Here is a 14,332-nt window from a genome sequence, read left to right on the forward strand (position 1 = left end):
CGGAAAATGAAATGATCATTTGCAGATGCGAAGAAGTAACCTATGGTGAATTAAAGGAAACAGCTGAAAACTATAATTGTTCTGCGAGGGAACTGAAACTTCGGACCCGTGCCGGCATGGGCTACTGCGGTGGAAGAACGTGCCGCACAATGGTCGACAGCATCGCACATTCTTCTACTGAAAGAGATGTTGCGCAAATCACATTGAAATACCAGCCACCTATCAGACCAGTAAGTTTCGGCAGTTTGGGGGATATTACAAAATGACGAGAAGAATTATAAACCATCCGGTACTGGATAAAGTAGACGACACCGATGTTGTTTCCTTCACTTTCAACAACACCGTCCTTCAGGGGTTGAGAAACGAATCATTAGCTGCAGCCCTTTTAGTAAATGGTATCCGTACACTGCGTCTTCACGAAGAAAATGGCACTCCGCGCGGAATTTACTGCAATATCGGGCACTGCTTCGAATGCCGTGTAACTGTCAACGGACAGCAAGGTATAAGAGCCTGTCTAACGCCTATTCAGGAGGGCATGACTGTATCAAGCGGAGAAAAACTCCTGACGTCGGTTAGGGACTGGAGGTCGGAAAATGAGTAAAGTTATTATTATCGGTGCAGGTCCTGCAGGCTTATCCGCCGCAATAGCCATCGCAGAAAATGGCTCTGAAGTTCTGATTCTTGATGAGTATATGCTGGCTGGTGGACGCTTGTTAGGTCAACTTTATGAAGAGTCAAATGGCAAGTGGTGGAATGGCATAAAGGAATCCAAGAACCTGCATGACAAAGCTATTGCGCTTGGCGTTCAAATTCGCTTAGGCACTCCAGTATCTAACATTGAAAAACTGGATGGGGAATGGGTCATTTATACAGACGAGGAAACGTATTATACTTCTCATTTATTGCTTGCAACCGGAGCGGCTGAAGTACCATTGCCAATACCAGGCTGGACACTGCCGGGAGTCATGTCTGTCGGGGCTGCCCAGGTCATGACGAATGTACATAGGGTTAAACCCGGAGATTGCGGTGTCATTGTTGGCGTAAATGTCCTGTCATCCGCAATCGCAATGGAACTTAAACTCGCCGATATCGACGTTGCATGCATCACATTACCGAAAATGAATCAAGTGACGAAAGAATCTGGTAACCCAATGGACGTCATGAATTCACTGTTGCACGTTTCCCATATGGCACCGTCTGCTTTCATCAAATTCGGAAGTAAGCTTATGAAAAATGAGTTCATGAAAAAAATGGGGATCACTTTCTTTCCAAAAAAAGGCGTAAAAATGTGGGATATCCCTATTATGCTTCGAAAAGCAGTCATCCAAATTTACGGTAATGGTGCTGTAGAAGGCGTAACGATTGCTACGATTAACGCATCGGGTGAAGTCATTCCCGGGACCGAAGAAAACATTAGTGCAGATTTCGTATGTATTGCTGGTGGGTTGTACCCTTTGGCAGAGTTGGCGGCAGTTGCGGGTTGTCCATTCTATCTCATTGAAGAATTGGGCGGTTACGTTCCACTTCATAACGATCGATTGGAAACTACACTCGACGGGCTATACGTTGCAGGAAACATCACTGGTGTTGAAGGGGCTAAAGTGGCGATAAGGCAAGGAACTACTGCTGGGCTGGCGATTGCCAATAACATAAGCGGCGGCAAACAGGAATCTGAACTGGAAGAGTCTATCAAAATGATTGAAGACGCACGAGACAATGCTTTCATTCAATTTCACCCTTCGGTCAAAGAAGGAAAACAAAAACTTCTTCAGTATTGGGAAGAGCACGTAGTGCATAGCTGACCAGATATGCAATTAAAAATAGCTGCTGTGGAAGCCTTAATACTGACTTCCACAGCAGCTATTTTTACACCTGTCATAATTGAACTTTGACCCCAGCGTTGTTTGCCATTGCCTTATCATATAAGTATTTCGCAACGACGATATCAGCAATCGCAAGACCTACTGATTTGAATACAGTAATTTCCTCATTATTTTCCCTACCCGGACGTTCACCGCTAACCACTTTACCCAGTTCCGAATGAATGCCTGATTCAGAAAATACGCCTTCTTGGATAGGCACTAGCAAGTCACCCGTTTCCTCCAAAGCAGCATCTTCTGCTTCGACGATGACTTTTGTCGCTGTGCTGATTGCGTGCGATGGCAATTCCTGCATAGAAGGGCGGAATGACCCAACCGCATTTACATGCGTTCCCGGCTTTAATGCTTCCGAAAAGACCGGCGTTGTCGAGCTCGTAGCAGTTACTAAGACATCCGCATTACGAACGACTTCATTCGAATCATTGCAGACCGTTACTTTAAGATTAAACTTGTCCAGAATGAACTTTGCAAACTCTTTTGCCTTTCTTTCACTACGATTAAAAATAAAGACTTCTTCAATGTCCCTAGCCGCCGTAACTGCTTCGCAAAGTCCCTTTGCTTGCTCTCCCGTCCCGATAATACCTAGTGTTTTAGCATCTTCACGGGCAAAGTATTTAGTCGCCACTCCAGATAATGCTCCCGTCCGAATTAGAGTCAAATACGAACCTTCAAGCAATGCGAGCGTTTCTCCTGTTTCAATATCGGAAAGCAGAACAACCCCTTGTATCGTTTTTCCACTTTGCTTATTATTTGGAACAACCGTCACATATTTAAGGCCCATTGTCTTTAATCCTTCTGCAACGGACGGCATAACTAGGCCTGTGTTTTCTGTTCCAAAAGGTAGGGATAAACGTATCGGTGTTTCCGTATTGCCGGCTGAAAACTCTTTCAAAGCAAGCGCAGCACATTCCATTACTTCGCCCATGTCTACTAATTCCTTCTGGTCATCCGCACTTAAAATCAACATGTATTTTACCTCCATTATTACTCACAGTTGAAAATATGAAATTACTATATTGAGCAATCAAATTTCTTCCAGTAAAAACCCTTTTGGTAATGTATCACGTGGATCCACTAAAAATTGGTGGAACCCTGTCAAGAAGGCATCTCCAGTTACTTTCGGAATAACTGCCTTATGTCCACTTACTTCACTTATTGACAAAATTTCGCCAATGAATTGCCCGTCCGTAATACTTTCATGGACAAACCTCCCATTCCCGCCTAATGTACCATTCTCATAAAGTGTTGCAAGCCTTGCACAAGTACCCGTTCCACAGGGCGATCGATCGACTTGCTCATCTGCAAAGATCGTGACATTACGTAAATCTGCATCTTTACTGACGGGATCATCTGAAAAAATAACACCATAGATCCCATGCAGACCACCTTCAAGTGGATGGACAACTTCCATCTTCTCTTCAATGTAGTGTTTGATTTTTGTTCCCCACTTTTGAAGCGCTGGCAAATCTTTTTTGCTCACTTTTAAGTTCATATCTTTACTTTGTACAACCGCATAGAAAGCGCCACCAAATGCGACGTCGACAGTAAAATCATAACCGTCGATGTTCACTGGCATATCTTTTTTCAGGACAAAGGATGGAACGTTTTCAAAGGAAACCGATTCCACAATCGAATCTTTACACTTCGCATAAGCTATGATTTCTCCTGCTGGACTATCGATTACAAACTTCTGATTCTCTTCAGTCACCTTGAATCTACCCGTTTCAATTCCCATCGTTATAACGCCAACGATTCCATGGCCGCACATCGTACTCCAACCTTCATTATGCATAAACAAGACACCGAAATCGGCATGAGGACTTGCCGGAGGTGTAATGATGCATCCATACATCCCATGATGCCCTCTCGGTTCTAGCATCAGCACTTCTCTGATATAATCGAGATGCTCCATGCAATAGGCACGTCTTTCGAGCTGAGTGCTTCCTTTAATTTCCGGAAGTCCATCTGTAATGATTCGCAAAGGCTCGCCTGCAACATGGACATCAACAGTTGAATACATCTGATTGATAATCATAAATTAATCTCCTCATCTCTATTAAAGATTTATATTGAAGTATTGACACAATAAAATTGAATTCACACTTCAATAACGTTAGATTTAGTTTAGGTTAGTTTTAATATTCTGTCAACTATCCATTTAGTCATCTTACTCAATAGAAAAGAGGCGTCACATTGGATAAAACAATCGGTGAAAAAATAAAGTCATTACGAAAAGATAAAAGGCTAACACTAAAAAGTATTGCAGATAAAACCGGTCTTTCCATCAGTTTCCTTTCCCAAGTTGAACGAATGAAATCATCATTAACACTCGAATCACTAAAAAAAATATCGGAAGTATTACAAGTAAATCCAAGCTACTTTTTCTCAAACGATACGGATCAGCAGCCAAGCCCTAAAGTGATTCGTGGGATTGACAGTAATGAACAATTGACGGTCAATCAATTTTTCTATAAGGACCTATCAGGTAATCGATCCAATCTAGGGTTCAATCCGATTTTAGTTATTCTGAATCCGGGCGAAAACAAAGGTAGCCCGTTATCACATTTCGGAAATGAATTTCTCTATGTTTTAGACGGTATTCTCACTGTTCAAATTAATGAGGAAGAATATCAATTGAACAAAAATGACTCTATCATTATCGAGGCAAGTAATCCTCACTATTGGTTAAATCTTTCTGATGCCCCAGTTAGGTTTATATGTATTTCATCAGTTTAAAAGGCTGTATTTATCGCGTTAAATACTAAAAGCACCTCATTTAAGCACACTTTTTCAAGTGCGTCTAATTCAGGTGCTCACTATTTAATAAGGTTATACACTACCCTACTACCAGAATTCGCAATCACGTTTTTACGGGCCAGTGCTCATTGACACAAATCGTAAACTATCCGCATTTTTGCTTTCCAATCTCTTTACTCGTTGCCCTTCACTGTCACTTCAACATGCCACCATCCACTTCCAAAACAGTTCCATTGATGAAATCAGATTTGTCAGAAGCTAAAAAAAGATAGGCATTCGCCACATCCATTGGCGTTCCCATTCTGTTATAAGGGGTCATCATTTTAATTTGTTCCATCACTTTCGTCGGAATTGTATCAACCATATCCGTTTCGATGAAACCGGGAGCCACCGCGTTGACATTAATCCCTTTTCGACCAAATTCCTTTGCCCACGTTCTTGTCATGCCGATAATACCCGCTTTTGCGGCAGAATAGTTCGTCTGGCCAACATTTCCACCTGTCCCTGCAATAGAAGATGTATTAATGATTTTTCCTTTACCCTGCTCAAGCATTGTTGGAAGAAAGGCTTGCGTACAATTAAATACACCTGTTAAATTTACGTCAATTACCTTCTGAAAGTCTGCCGCTTCAAGCTTTAGCATCATGGCATCTCTAGTAATACCCGCGTTATTAATAAGGATGTCTACTTTACCGAACTGCTCAATGACTTTTGCTGCCATCTCCTTCACTTTTTCACTATTGGCAACATCCGCCTGAAAGAATGCAGCTTCGATTCCTTCGCCGTGCAGCTGTTGCGCTTTTAATTCTCCAGCCTCTTTATCAAAATCAACGATGGCAATCTGCGCTCCGTGTTTGCCGAAAAGTGAAGCGGCAACAGCTCCAATTCCATTCGCACCGCCTGTTATGACAACAATTTTATCTCGTAATCGCATACATTTGACCTACCCTCATTTAAATTATGATTGATTATTTCCATTGTTCCAATTTTAACATAGTTATTGGACAGCACGAATTTTTTCTAACAAAAAACAGGTATCCTCAATTGGAATACCTGTTTCAGCTTATTTATTTACGAGATCTTCCACTGCTTTTTCAATGGCTGTTCCTTGAATTGAATGATGGGTCGCTTGCCAGACTGCTTCTCCGTCTTTCAGCAGAAACAGTTGCGGCGATGCGTGTGCCACTCCGAGATTACTTTCAATTTCATTGGAAACAGGACGACTTTCACTAACTTTCAGAAAGTATTTCGGTGCGTCTGTTGTAACAGTTTCAAACTGACTGTAGGCAGCAGCACTGATTGGACATGTCGTACTGTGTTTTAAAACGAGTAAAGGCCCTTCTTTTGATTGTTCCAATACGTCGTTCCACTCACCTACTGTTGTTAATTCCTTCATGACTAACCACTCCTTCTCTATCATTTGTTTTCCCTATGGAGTCTACCTTAAACACTTGTTCGTCTGCAAATGTTAAGAACGGGAGCAAGTGAAGTAATCTGTCGAGCTCTTTTTCCTTCACGTCGTTCATACATGAAATCTGAAGCCAATTTCGTTGGCGTAAATATTCACTTTCATAATGCACGTTAAAGCCGTTCAAAAACAGATTATCTCCAAGCCGTATTGCCGATAAACCTTTCGGCAATACAATCGTAACAATTGCAGCAGCTGCAGATTCCTCCGACGACAGGATTGTGAATCCAGCTCCTTCAACCGCTCTTCTAACTTTTTGTGCACGGTTTGAAATTGCCGTGAAAACTTCCTCCGGGAGCTGAAATTTCCGTAAAGCTACATCCAGTGCGGAGACCAGATTAGATGACTGGGAATAAGGAATTCCAGATGCATCTGCGTATGCGCCCAAATCAAGGTAACGCGGCAAGCTATCCCTCTTGATGATTATCTCGTTATGGAAAACGAACGACAGACCCGTATAACTCAATAGTCCTTTTCCGCTGACACCTGTTGCATATGTGACTCCTGATAAATCGACAGGTGTTGTCCCAATTGAACTCACACAGTCGACTGCAAGTGTGATGTTGTAAAGTGAACAATATTTTTTCATTAAATCCAAATCGTTCAGCACACCCGTGGACGTTTCACAATGCACAAGCCATAACCAACTGTATTGACCGGATTGCAATGCATGGTCGATTTCATCCCCATCAAAAGAACAGCCCCACTCGGTTTCGATTGTGTCAAACGCCATACCAAAGCGCTTTGCATGATCTGATAACCTTGAGCCAAACTCTCCATTAACCAGTATAAGGCCCTTACCGTCGTGCATACTTAACTGTGCCGCCACTACATCATTCGCAAGTGTACCTGTTCCTTGAAAGAGCTGGACATACTTTGCGCCTGTCAAAGTTGTCAGTCTCTCTTTCACGCGGTTCAATATCATTTCAAACGCCGTAGAACGATGCGAAAAGGGTTCAGTCATCATTGCTTTTCTCACATCTTCAGAAATGGTCGCTGGACCTGGTAGTAAATTGATGAGCGGTTTCAAAATTCTTCCTGCAATCCCAGCGTCGAATGTTTCTTTTGTTAAGTACATCGGCTGAAAAGCAGCTTCCCTTGTCCCTGTCAATTGAGCAAACGGCAAAAACCCTAGTTGACCATAGAGCTTCTGTTCCCGCACTGTCCCCGATATAAGTGCGGCGTCATAACCTGCTTTAAGGCAATATTGAACAAGCGCTTGCGTAAGACCAAGGAAAGCTCGACCATTCCGATAGTTACGCTCAATCGCAAGAAGTCTGATTTCAACAGGATTATTTGCTTCAAACGGTAAATGATCTTCCACTATCCCGATTTTTCCGTCAAGCGAGAAAGGCCGCTTACTGCGCACCGCAATCATCCCGATAACTTGTGTTTTTTTCTTACAAATAATATATGTATTCTCATCATGAAACTTATCAATCAGTTGATGTTTTTCATTTCGTTCATGCTGAGGGATTTCCTCTGCAAATGTCCGATAATTCAAATCGTGAATCTGTTCAAATTCCGAATGTGTTTCCGCAACTTTGTAGATGAAAGTCATTCTCTCAACTCTTTTCCGGCATAAGTTTCTGTTTCAAGTCATCCCGATGTGTGAATAAAAGAAGTGTGGACAGCAAACAGGCGGCGATGAAAACAGGCATTGTATATGGAAATAATAGCACTAAAACAGGCATGAGTAAGACTCCACCCATTCCTGCAAGTGTGAAGCTTTTCAATAAAGGATACAAGACAAAGAAAATTCCCACGAAAGCCGAAAATAGAAACACGTCGAAGGCCAGCATACCGCCAATGTAAGTAGACACGCCCATCCCGCCACGAAACTTAAGGATGACTGGAAACACATGCCCTAAAGTTACGGCGAAAAGCACTAGTAGTGCTATGAACGCATCAAAACCGAGCGATTTAGCAACGATAACAGCCAGTGCACCTTTTAATGCATCTCCAATAAAGGTCGCAATGAAAGCTTTCTTACCTAAAATCCGCCCTGCATTGCGAGCTCCGGGATTCCCACTGCCTTCTGTTCTAATGTTTTTCTTATAAAGGAAACGACTTATGATGGAGCCTGTCAACACATTGCCTAGCAAGTATGAACCAACAAATAAAAGAAGTAGTGTCATAATACATCCTTTTTGGAAATGATAGTTTTTTCTAGTGTAGCATCTTTCCCCATTAATGATATAGTCTTCAAAACGAGATTAGCTATATTTTCTACTTCAGCATGGTATATAATTGGGAAAACGAAAGGAGTGCATGTAATGCGCGAACTCCAACTCCGATTATTTTCAGCATTCATCCTAGTTATCGGTTTCGGTATCGCTTTTGGATATATCGCAACCGCTATCAGCAACAAATCGATAGTAAACTTCGACACTTCTATTATTGAATACGTTCAAGGACTGGAAGCTCCTTGGCTGACAACGATCATGATCGTGTTCACGTGGGGCGGATCCGCTTTTTTCGTCATGCCACTTGCGCTCATTGCGTTTTTCTATTTTTACTTTGTGAAACACCATAAACACCAAGCAACCTTGTTCATAGTCGTTATTTTTCTGACACCTATCTTGAATTTTCTACTAAAAGTTTATTTCAAACGAGAGCGCCCTGAAATCTACCGCATCATGGACGCGAATGGTTTCAGCTTTCCAAGTGGGCATACGATGATGGCATTTAGTGCCTATGCGATCGTTGCGTATAGCATCAGTCGCAATATGCAAACCGCATGGACTCGTGTGCTGCTGTTCTTATTCGCCGCCTTCATGATTAGTATGATTGGGATAAGTCGAATCTATCTCGGTGTCCATTATCCAAGCGATGTCGTCGGCGGAATTGCGGCGAGTGCTTTATGGGTTACAGTCGCAATCTCAGTTTATGCCTATTTCCAACACAAACATGAGAAAAAAATAAGCGTTTTTCGCGTCGATGAGTGATGGGAAACGCTCTTGTTTTGATTTGTATGTGAATATTCTTTGCCCATGTATTACAAGCGCTTCAGTGCTTCATCCTCACTGAGCGTTTTTGGTACAAGTCCGCCAAGTTCAATATACGTTGTACGACCATTCGCTATTACAATAAAAATGTCCTTCGCCTTCGTAGGTAGGATATGGTCCACCCAACTGTTTTGATTGGAATAGAATTCCTTTATTTCCTTTTCGGCATATAAAGGGACTGGTGCAATGGCTGAAGCACGCAACTCTTTTTCCACTGCTTGTAATGCTTGAACTTTCGGGTCATTCTGGTCATGAATCTTTTGCAGCAAATCAATTACTTCGCCAAGTCCTATGAATACCACCCCGTAAATAGCAGAGGGTACAACCACACTTCCTAAACTAATAAACCCCATTCCATTTGGAAAGGAATAAGATAGTTGAACCAATAGGAGGAATCCTTGAAGAATACCCCAACTTATCGCAATCAATCCGACGACTTTCAACACAAAACCGATGAGTGTGCGCCTGACAAATAACTCTTGCATTTCATCAACCCTTTCCCTATCCAAACTATTCTATTAACTATACGAACTGAGTCGTTAAAAGTTTCATATGAAGCTTTGATATAATGGAAGTAACGCAAAATGGGAGTGTTGTTTATGAATTTTTTTACCGAACGAGTCATAGGAATTATCCAAGGTATCCCCGTCGGGCACGTCATGACTTATGGACAAGTTGCCGCGGCTGCCGGAAGTCCGCGTGGCGCAAGGCAAGTTGTCCGGGTACTCCACTCGATGAGTGCAAAGTATGAGCTACCTTGGCACCGAATCATCAATGCACAAGGCGGTATTTCTGCACCTGCCGACGTGGAAAGCAAGGGTCTTCACCAACGCGAGTTGCTTGAAATGGAAGGCATTACATTTAGTGCGGACGGTAAAGTTGATTTGACTGTTTACCGCTGGTTTCCTGATGACGCAGAGGACGGCTGAATAGCAATATTGAGAGAGTGCGGTTCGGTGTGTCCAATATCGATAGAGTTTTAATTCAGAGTGCACATTTTAGATCGCTTGGCGCTTTGGGGATGCCTCTCGCCATGAGCCTGGATTGGCGCTTCGCATCCAGTCTCATGGCTTCGGCTACCCCTTGACGCGCCTGCGCTGGAGTATCCCATGATTGATAGTAATTCTGAGATGTATGCACTTAGATTATAATGTGATTACTATTTGATACTAATTTCATTGAAGAATGACGCATTACGGGCTACAGGTCTTATCCCTGATAACGAAATGTGCTTTCCTACATAGAGACTATCTAGCGAAGGCGCGACTTCGTGGTAGCCGAAGCGATAAGACGGAAAGCGCTCTCCTTTCCGGCTTATCGCGGGAGGCATCCACAAAGCGCTGAAGCGGTATTAGCAGAACTTCTAATTCTCTCCATTTCTAACATGGACCATCTAACGAAGGTGCAACTTCGTGGTAGCCGAAGCGATAAGACGGAAAGCGTTCTTCTTTCCGGCTTATCGCGGGAGGCATTCACAAAGCGTAAAAGCGGTATTAGCAGGATTTCTAATCCATTCCCTATGTATTGCGACTGTTGTTAATCATATTCTCTCGGTTTATAATCTATTGACAGAGGGTAAAGTCATTACAATAGTTTACCTCTACAATAAAGTTAAGAAGGGACAAGGGATTGAAAGAAATGTTAAAAGACTTCAAAGAATTTGCATTTAAAGGCAATGTGTTCGACCTTGCCATCGCAGTTGTAATTGGTGCTGCATTCGGAAAAATCGTATCCTCACTCGTAGAACATATTATTACACCAGTAATCGGACTAATTTCAGGCGGCATTGACTTCTCTGGATTAAGCTATACTTTCCTCGATACTAATATTATGTACGGAATGTTCATTCAAACCGTCATTGATTTCCTTATTGTTGCATTTGCAATCTTTATGGTCATTCGTTTACTTATGAAATTCAAGCGTAAAGAAGAGCCAATCGTTAATGATGCACCAATCGACACTAAAGAAGCACTTCTAGAGGAAATTCGTGACTTGCTAAAAGAAGGAAAAACACTTTAATATTCAACTAAAAAGAGGGCAATCCGAACGATGGGATTGCCCCTTTTTTGATTCCGAGATAAGTAGCTTAGTTGCTACATCTGTCATCAACTCGATTTAATCAACCGTAACGGAAAGACTGTTGACCACTACAGATGGCGAACCGTAGCCGCCTGGCTTGAATTCCAAGTCTGAACCTGTCTCTTCGATGTCTTTCATATAATCGAAGAAGTTTCCGGCAATTGTCATCTGTTTAACAGCGGATGCAATATGCCCATCTTTAATATAGAAGCCTGTTGCAGCGAGGGAGAAGTCGCCTGAGACTGTACTCGCTCCGGAATGAAGGCCTGACAAGCCTGTAATCATAACGCCTTCTTGTGTAGATGCAATCATTTCTTCCTTGCTCTTCGTACCTGGTGCAATATACAAATTTTGTGGAGCGACTGTCAGTGTACTTTTGTAGGATGATTTACGTGCATGTCCGGTCGTTTCGACACCATCTTTTTTCGCCGTTTTCCGGTTATGAAGCAATGTTTCTAGTGTCCCATTCGTGACGATTGCACGTTTTTTAGTCGCAACGCCTTCTCCGTCAAAGTTCGAACCGGCAATCGCGTCTGGATGTGTTGGATCATCTAGTAAAGTGAAATGAGCAGACGCAATCTGTTCCCCAACTTTCCCGTTTAATAATGACTGACCCATCTGTGTGTTCTCAGCCGAAAAGATTGGTGTGAACGCGGCGAGTAGCGATGCAGATGCATCGTGGCGCAGGATAACCTTGTACTTCTTGGCTGGAATTGATTGTTCACCCAGATTTGATAGTGCTTCTTCCGCCACTTCTTTCGCAATTGCGTCGGCGTCAAGTTCATTGAAATCACGCGTCATTTTACTAAAGCTTCCCGTTTTCATTTCTTCCCCTTCTTTAACGACTGCGGAAATGAAGATAATGAGTCCATTCTGCTTTTCATTCAACATTAGGCCTTTGTTGTTCGCCATTACGCGCTCCGCCGAAAACTCTTGCAACGCACAGTAGTTGAGCGTGACAATTCGTGAATCAAATGCAAAAACTTTCTTTTCGATTGACTTGATGAGTTCAATCTTTTCAAGGGTAGGAACCTGTGCGAGCGCTTCACTATAGAAATCATGCGCTGCATACGTTTCACTGCCTTCGAATATGTCTGTTCCGTCGTCTTCATCAAGAACATCCGCATTGGCTTTGGCGCTGTTTATCAAAAATCCGATTGACGCTTCTTCAATTTTTTCTGTATAAGCGTATCCCATTTTACCATTATAGAGTCCACGTAAACCAAGGCCGCCTTCTTCAGACGTCTCGTAACTGTCAATTTCCCCTTTGAAAATCATGACCTGAAACGACTCGGACTTCTCGTAATAAACTTCAGCTTCTTTAAAACCTGCGTTCATAGCTTCAGCTAACAGTTTCTTTTGAAATTCGTTAATCGTCATCAATTACTCCCCCTTTGTCCCGCCGACGGTAATTTCACTGATACGAATCATGGGCTGGCCAACGTTGACCGGCAAACTTCCACTTATCGACCCACACATTCCTGCGCCATGTGCAAGATTATTACCAACCATGTCAACGAGCTGCAGTGTTTTTGCGCCGTTTCCAATTAATGTTGCGCCACGTACTGGTCGGTCAATTTTTCCATTCTTCACTAGATAAGCCTCGGCCACGGCAAAATTATAGTCACCAGTAGCTGGGTTCACTTGGCCACCGCCCATATATTTTGCATAAATACCGTGTTCGGTCGATGCTATAATTTCTTCGGGAGTCGATTTACCTGAAGCAATATAGGTATTCGTCATACGGGATGTCGGACTAAAGCGGTATGATTGACGACGTGAAGAACCTGTTGCTTCGGTATTCATGCGATGCGCATTGAATTTATCGACGAGATAGCCTTTGAGAATACCGTCTTCAATTAAGACATTCTTTTGTGTCTTTTCACCCTCATCGTCAATATTGAGCGACCCCCACTCATTTGGCAGTGTTCCGTCATCGATGTACGTTACGATATCCGGAGCGACTTTTTCACCAATTCGATTTGCAAAAACGGAATTGTTTTTCGCAACGGCTGTCGCTTCAAGTCCATGCCCACATGCTTCGTGAAAAATGACCCCGCCGAATTCATTGTCAATGATGACAGGAAACTTTCCGCTCGGACATTCATCCGCTTCAAGCATCGTCACCGCAATGCGCGCAGCTTCACCCGCGTAATGAGTAAGGTCAAGGTTTTCGATAAAGTCAAAACCGGCATGTGCACCCGGCCCGTAGAAACCAGTTTGCAATTCAATACCGTCTGATGCAGTTGCCTGAATAGCAAGCCTGCTATAGACACGTGTGTCTTCAACAAATTTCCCTTCCGAGTTTGCAATGAGAACGTTCTGTTGCTCGTCAATATATCGAAGTTCTACCTGCTTAATGCGTTCATCGTAATTTCTAGCAATTTCATTGGCTTTTTTCATGACCGCCGCTTTCCGTGCATGCTCCACTGTTTGCGGCATTTGGGCAATTTTATGGATCGCTTCAAACGTCTCTTTCTGAAGCGGGTGAATTGTTCCACTGCCCCCACCTTTAATGGCAAGTGCTGCCCGTTTCGCAGCATTAATTAATCCTTCTTCTGAGAAATCGGTCGTGTACGTATAGATGCTCTGCAGACCTGAAAAGATACGAATTCCAATACCGAAGTCTCGGCCAGATATACTTTTTTCTATCTTTCCTCCCTGCAACTCCATTACATTGGACAATTTGTCTTCTATGAACACTTCCGAAAAGTCGCCGCCTGTAGAAAGTGCGGCTTCTAACACATTTTCAATCGTTGACTGCTTGATCATATTCCCATTCCCCCTTTACTATCTGATTATATCGAATACTCTACGGAATGGTAATGTTTTCATTGGTAATTTAGTAAATTTGTGGACTTTTCATTGTCACAAGACAATAAGAACTTCTGATTCAATCCCTCTTGCTCAACAACCTCGTCACAATTAGTAGCAGTTCAATTGGGATATCATTGCCCACCCATCAACCCAGTGGTATAATAGAGGTAGGATTTATTGTATAAAAGGAGTGATAGCCAATGTTTTTCGTATACATTCTAATCGCACTGTTTACATTTGTAATCGTAGGGAATATCGCTGGTCTCGTTCGTACATTCAGCAACCATAATTAATTACATGCAAAAGCCCTCCGATGATGGAGG

General features: G+C 42.7%; 16 protein-coding genes. 7 read left to right on the forward strand and 9 right to left on the reverse strand.

Going from position 1 to position 14,332, the window contains the following annotated elements; genetic code table 11:
* Positions 1–11: 11 nt before the first annotated feature.
* Genes AC1TO4_RS07890 through AC1TO4_RS07900 form a run of 3 tightly spaced genes read left to right on the forward strand, consistent with a single transcriptional unit; the run spans position 12 to position 1,802 of the window.
* The gene (locus tag AC1TO4_RS07890) at positions 12–266 is read left to right on the forward strand and encodes a (2Fe-2S)-binding protein (RefSeq protein ID WP_340796913.1); all 255 of its coding nucleotides are present in this window, start codon (positions 12–14) and stop codon (positions 264–266) included.
* Positions 263–601 (forward strand): (2Fe-2S)-binding protein, encoded by a 339-nt coding sequence (locus AC1TO4_RS07895; RefSeq protein WP_482104858.1) that lies wholly within the window; start codon positions 263–265, stop codon positions 599–601. Before AC1TO4_RS07890 ends, AC1TO4_RS07895 begins: the two co-directional genes overlap by 4 nt.
* Positions 594–1,802 (forward strand): NAD(P)/FAD-dependent oxidoreductase, encoded by a 1,209-nt coding sequence (locus AC1TO4_RS07900; protein WP_482104859.1) that lies wholly within the window; start codon positions 594–596, stop codon positions 1,800–1,802. Before AC1TO4_RS07895 ends, AC1TO4_RS07900 begins: the two co-directional genes overlap by 8 nt.
* 73 nt (positions 1,803–1,875) lie before the next feature.
* Here AC1TO4_RS07900 and AC1TO4_RS07905 read toward each other — a convergent pair whose 3' ends face one another.
* Positions 1,876–2,847 (reverse strand): ornithine cyclodeaminase family protein, encoded by a 972-nt coding sequence (locus tag AC1TO4_RS07905; protein ID WP_482104860.1) that lies wholly within the window; start codon positions 2,845–2,847, stop codon positions 1,876–1,878.
* A 57-nt stretch (positions 2,848–2,904) separates the two neighbouring features.
* Positions 2,905–3,915, reverse strand: coding sequence for a proline racemase family protein (locus AC1TO4_RS07910; protein WP_482104861.1), 1,011 nt, complete (start codon positions 3,913–3,915; stop codon positions 2,905–2,907).
* A 158-nt stretch (positions 3,916–4,073) separates the two neighbouring features.
* On the opposite strand from AC1TO4_RS07910, the gene AC1TO4_RS07915 reads away from it, so the two are divergent.
* Positions 4,074–4,616: a helix-turn-helix domain-containing protein gene (locus tag AC1TO4_RS07915; RefSeq protein ID WP_482104862.1), complete on the forward strand. Its 543-nt coding sequence runs from the start codon at positions 4,074–4,076 to the stop codon at positions 4,614–4,616.
* A 214-nt stretch (positions 4,617–4,830) separates the two neighbouring features.
* On the opposite strand, the gene fabG is transcribed toward AC1TO4_RS07915, so the two are convergent.
* From fabG to AC1TO4_RS07935, 4 genes are all read right to left on the reverse strand, one after another.
* The gene (gene fabG / locus AC1TO4_RS07920; RefSeq protein WP_482104863.1) at positions 4,831–5,571 is read right to left on the reverse strand and encodes a 3-oxoacyl-ACP reductase FabG; all 741 of its coding nucleotides are present in this window, start codon (positions 5,569–5,571) and stop codon (positions 4,831–4,833) included.
* Between the two features lie 129 nt (positions 5,572–5,700).
* The gene (gene ytxJ, locus AC1TO4_RS07925; RefSeq protein ID WP_482102714.1) at positions 5,701–6,033 is read right to left on the reverse strand and encodes a bacillithiol system redox-active protein YtxJ; all 333 of its coding nucleotides are present in this window, start codon (positions 6,031–6,033) and stop codon (positions 5,701–5,703) included.
* The gene (locus tag AC1TO4_RS07930) at positions 6,008–7,666 is read right to left on the reverse strand and encodes an aminotransferase class V-fold PLP-dependent enzyme (RefSeq protein WP_482104864.1); all 1,659 of its coding nucleotides are present in this window, start codon (positions 7,664–7,666) and stop codon (positions 6,008–6,010) included. The genes ytxJ and AC1TO4_RS07930 overlap by 26 nt, the downstream gene beginning before the upstream one ends.
* 4 nt (positions 7,667–7,670) lie before the next feature.
* A complete protein-coding gene (locus AC1TO4_RS07935; protein WP_482104865.1) occupies positions 7,671–8,243 on the reverse strand; it encodes a glycerol-3-phosphate acyltransferase in 573 nt (190 codons plus the stop codon).
* A 138-nt stretch (positions 8,244–8,381) separates the two neighbouring features.
* On the opposite strand from AC1TO4_RS07935, the gene AC1TO4_RS07940 reads away from it, so the two are divergent.
* Positions 8,382–9,053, forward strand: coding sequence for a phosphatase PAP2 family protein (locus tag AC1TO4_RS07940; protein WP_482104866.1), 672 nt, complete (start codon positions 8,382–8,384; stop codon positions 9,051–9,053).
* A 50-nt stretch (positions 9,054–9,103) separates the two neighbouring features.
* Here the strand turns inward: AC1TO4_RS07940 and AC1TO4_RS07945 are convergent, their stop codons facing one another.
* On the reverse strand, positions 9,104–9,598 hold the full coding sequence (locus tag AC1TO4_RS07945) for a hypothetical protein (protein WP_482104867.1): 495 nt from the start codon (positions 9,596–9,598) through the stop codon (positions 9,104–9,106).
* Between the two features lie 114 nt (positions 9,599–9,712).
* Between AC1TO4_RS07945 and AC1TO4_RS07950 the strand changes: the two genes are divergently transcribed.
* Positions 9,713–10,042 carry an MGMT family protein gene (locus tag AC1TO4_RS07950; RefSeq protein WP_482104868.1) on the forward strand — a complete coding sequence of 110 codons (330 nt, stop codon included), beginning with the start codon at positions 9,713–9,715 and terminating at the stop codon, positions 10,040–10,042.
* A gap of 709 nt (positions 10,043–10,751) precedes the next feature.
* Positions 10,752–11,132 (forward strand): large conductance mechanosensitive channel protein MscL, encoded by a 381-nt coding sequence (gene mscL / locus AC1TO4_RS07955; RefSeq protein WP_482104934.1) that lies wholly within the window; start codon positions 10,752–10,754, stop codon positions 11,130–11,132.
* Between the two features lie 96 nt (positions 11,133–11,228).
* Here mscL and AC1TO4_RS07960 read toward each other — a convergent pair whose 3' ends face one another.
* Complete coding sequence (locus AC1TO4_RS07960) at positions 11,229–12,572, reverse strand: TldD/PmbA family protein (protein WP_482104869.1); 1,344 nt, start codon at positions 12,570–12,572, stop codon at positions 11,229–11,231.
* Positions 12,573–12,575: 3 nt separating this feature from the next.
* Positions 12,576–13,964 (reverse strand): TldD/PmbA family protein, encoded by a 1,389-nt coding sequence (locus AC1TO4_RS07965; RefSeq protein ID WP_482104870.1) that lies wholly within the window; start codon positions 13,962–13,964, stop codon positions 12,576–12,578.
* Between the last annotated feature and the right edge of the window lie 368 nt (positions 13,965–14,332).

It is taken from the genome of Sporosarcina sp. Y838 (genome assembly GCF_056786515.1).

Coding starts and splice junctions, on each gene's coding strand:
- AC1TO4_RS07890 (WP_340796913.1), top strand. CDS start 12: ATGATCATTTGCAGATGCGAAGAAGTAACCTATGGTGAATTAAAGGAA.
- AC1TO4_RS07895 (WP_482104858.1), top strand. CDS start 263: ATGACGAGAAGAATTATAAACCATCCGGTACTGGATAAAGTAGACGAC.
- AC1TO4_RS07900 (WP_482104859.1), top strand. CDS start 594: ATGAGTAAAGTTATTATTATCGGTGCAGGTCCTGCAGGCTTATCCGCC.
- AC1TO4_RS07905 (WP_482104860.1), bottom strand. CDS start 2,847: ATGTTGATTTTAAGTGCGGATGACCAGAAGGAATTAGTAGACATGGGC.
- AC1TO4_RS07910 (WP_482104861.1), bottom strand. CDS start 3,915: ATGATTATCAATCAGATGTATTCAACTGTTGATGTCCATGTTGCAGGC.
- fabG (WP_482104863.1), bottom strand. CDS start 5,571: ATGCGATTACGAGATAAAATTGTTGTCATAACAGGCGGTGCGAATGGA.
- ytxJ (WP_482102714.1), bottom strand. CDS start 6,033: ATGAAGGAATTAACAACAGTAGGTGAGTGGAACGACGTATTGGAACAA.
- AC1TO4_RS07930 (WP_482104864.1), bottom strand. CDS start 7,666: ATGACTTTCATCTACAAAGTTGCGGAAACACATTCGGAATTTGAACAG.
- AC1TO4_RS07935 (WP_482104865.1), bottom strand. CDS start 8,243: ATGACACTACTTCTTTTATTTGTTGGTTCATACTTGCTAGGCAATGTG.
- AC1TO4_RS07940 (WP_482104866.1), top strand. CDS start 8,382: ATGCGCGAACTCCAACTCCGATTATTTTCAGCATTCATCCTAGTTATC.
- AC1TO4_RS07945 (WP_482104867.1), bottom strand. CDS start 9,598: ATGCAAGAGTTATTTGTCAGGCGCACACTCATCGGTTTTGTGTTGAAA.
- AC1TO4_RS07950 (WP_482104868.1), top strand. CDS start 9,713: ATGAATTTTTTTACCGAACGAGTCATAGGAATTATCCAAGGTATCCCC.
- mscL (WP_482104934.1), top strand. CDS start 10,752: ATGTTAAAAGACTTCAAAGAATTTGCATTTAAAGGCAATGTGTTCGAC.
- AC1TO4_RS07960 (WP_482104869.1), bottom strand. CDS start 12,572: ATGACGATTAACGAATTTCAAAAGAAACTGTTAGCTGAAGCTATGAAC.
- AC1TO4_RS07965 (WP_482104870.1), bottom strand. CDS start 13,964: ATGATCAAGCAGTCAACGATTGAAAATGTGTTAGAAGCCGCACTTTCT.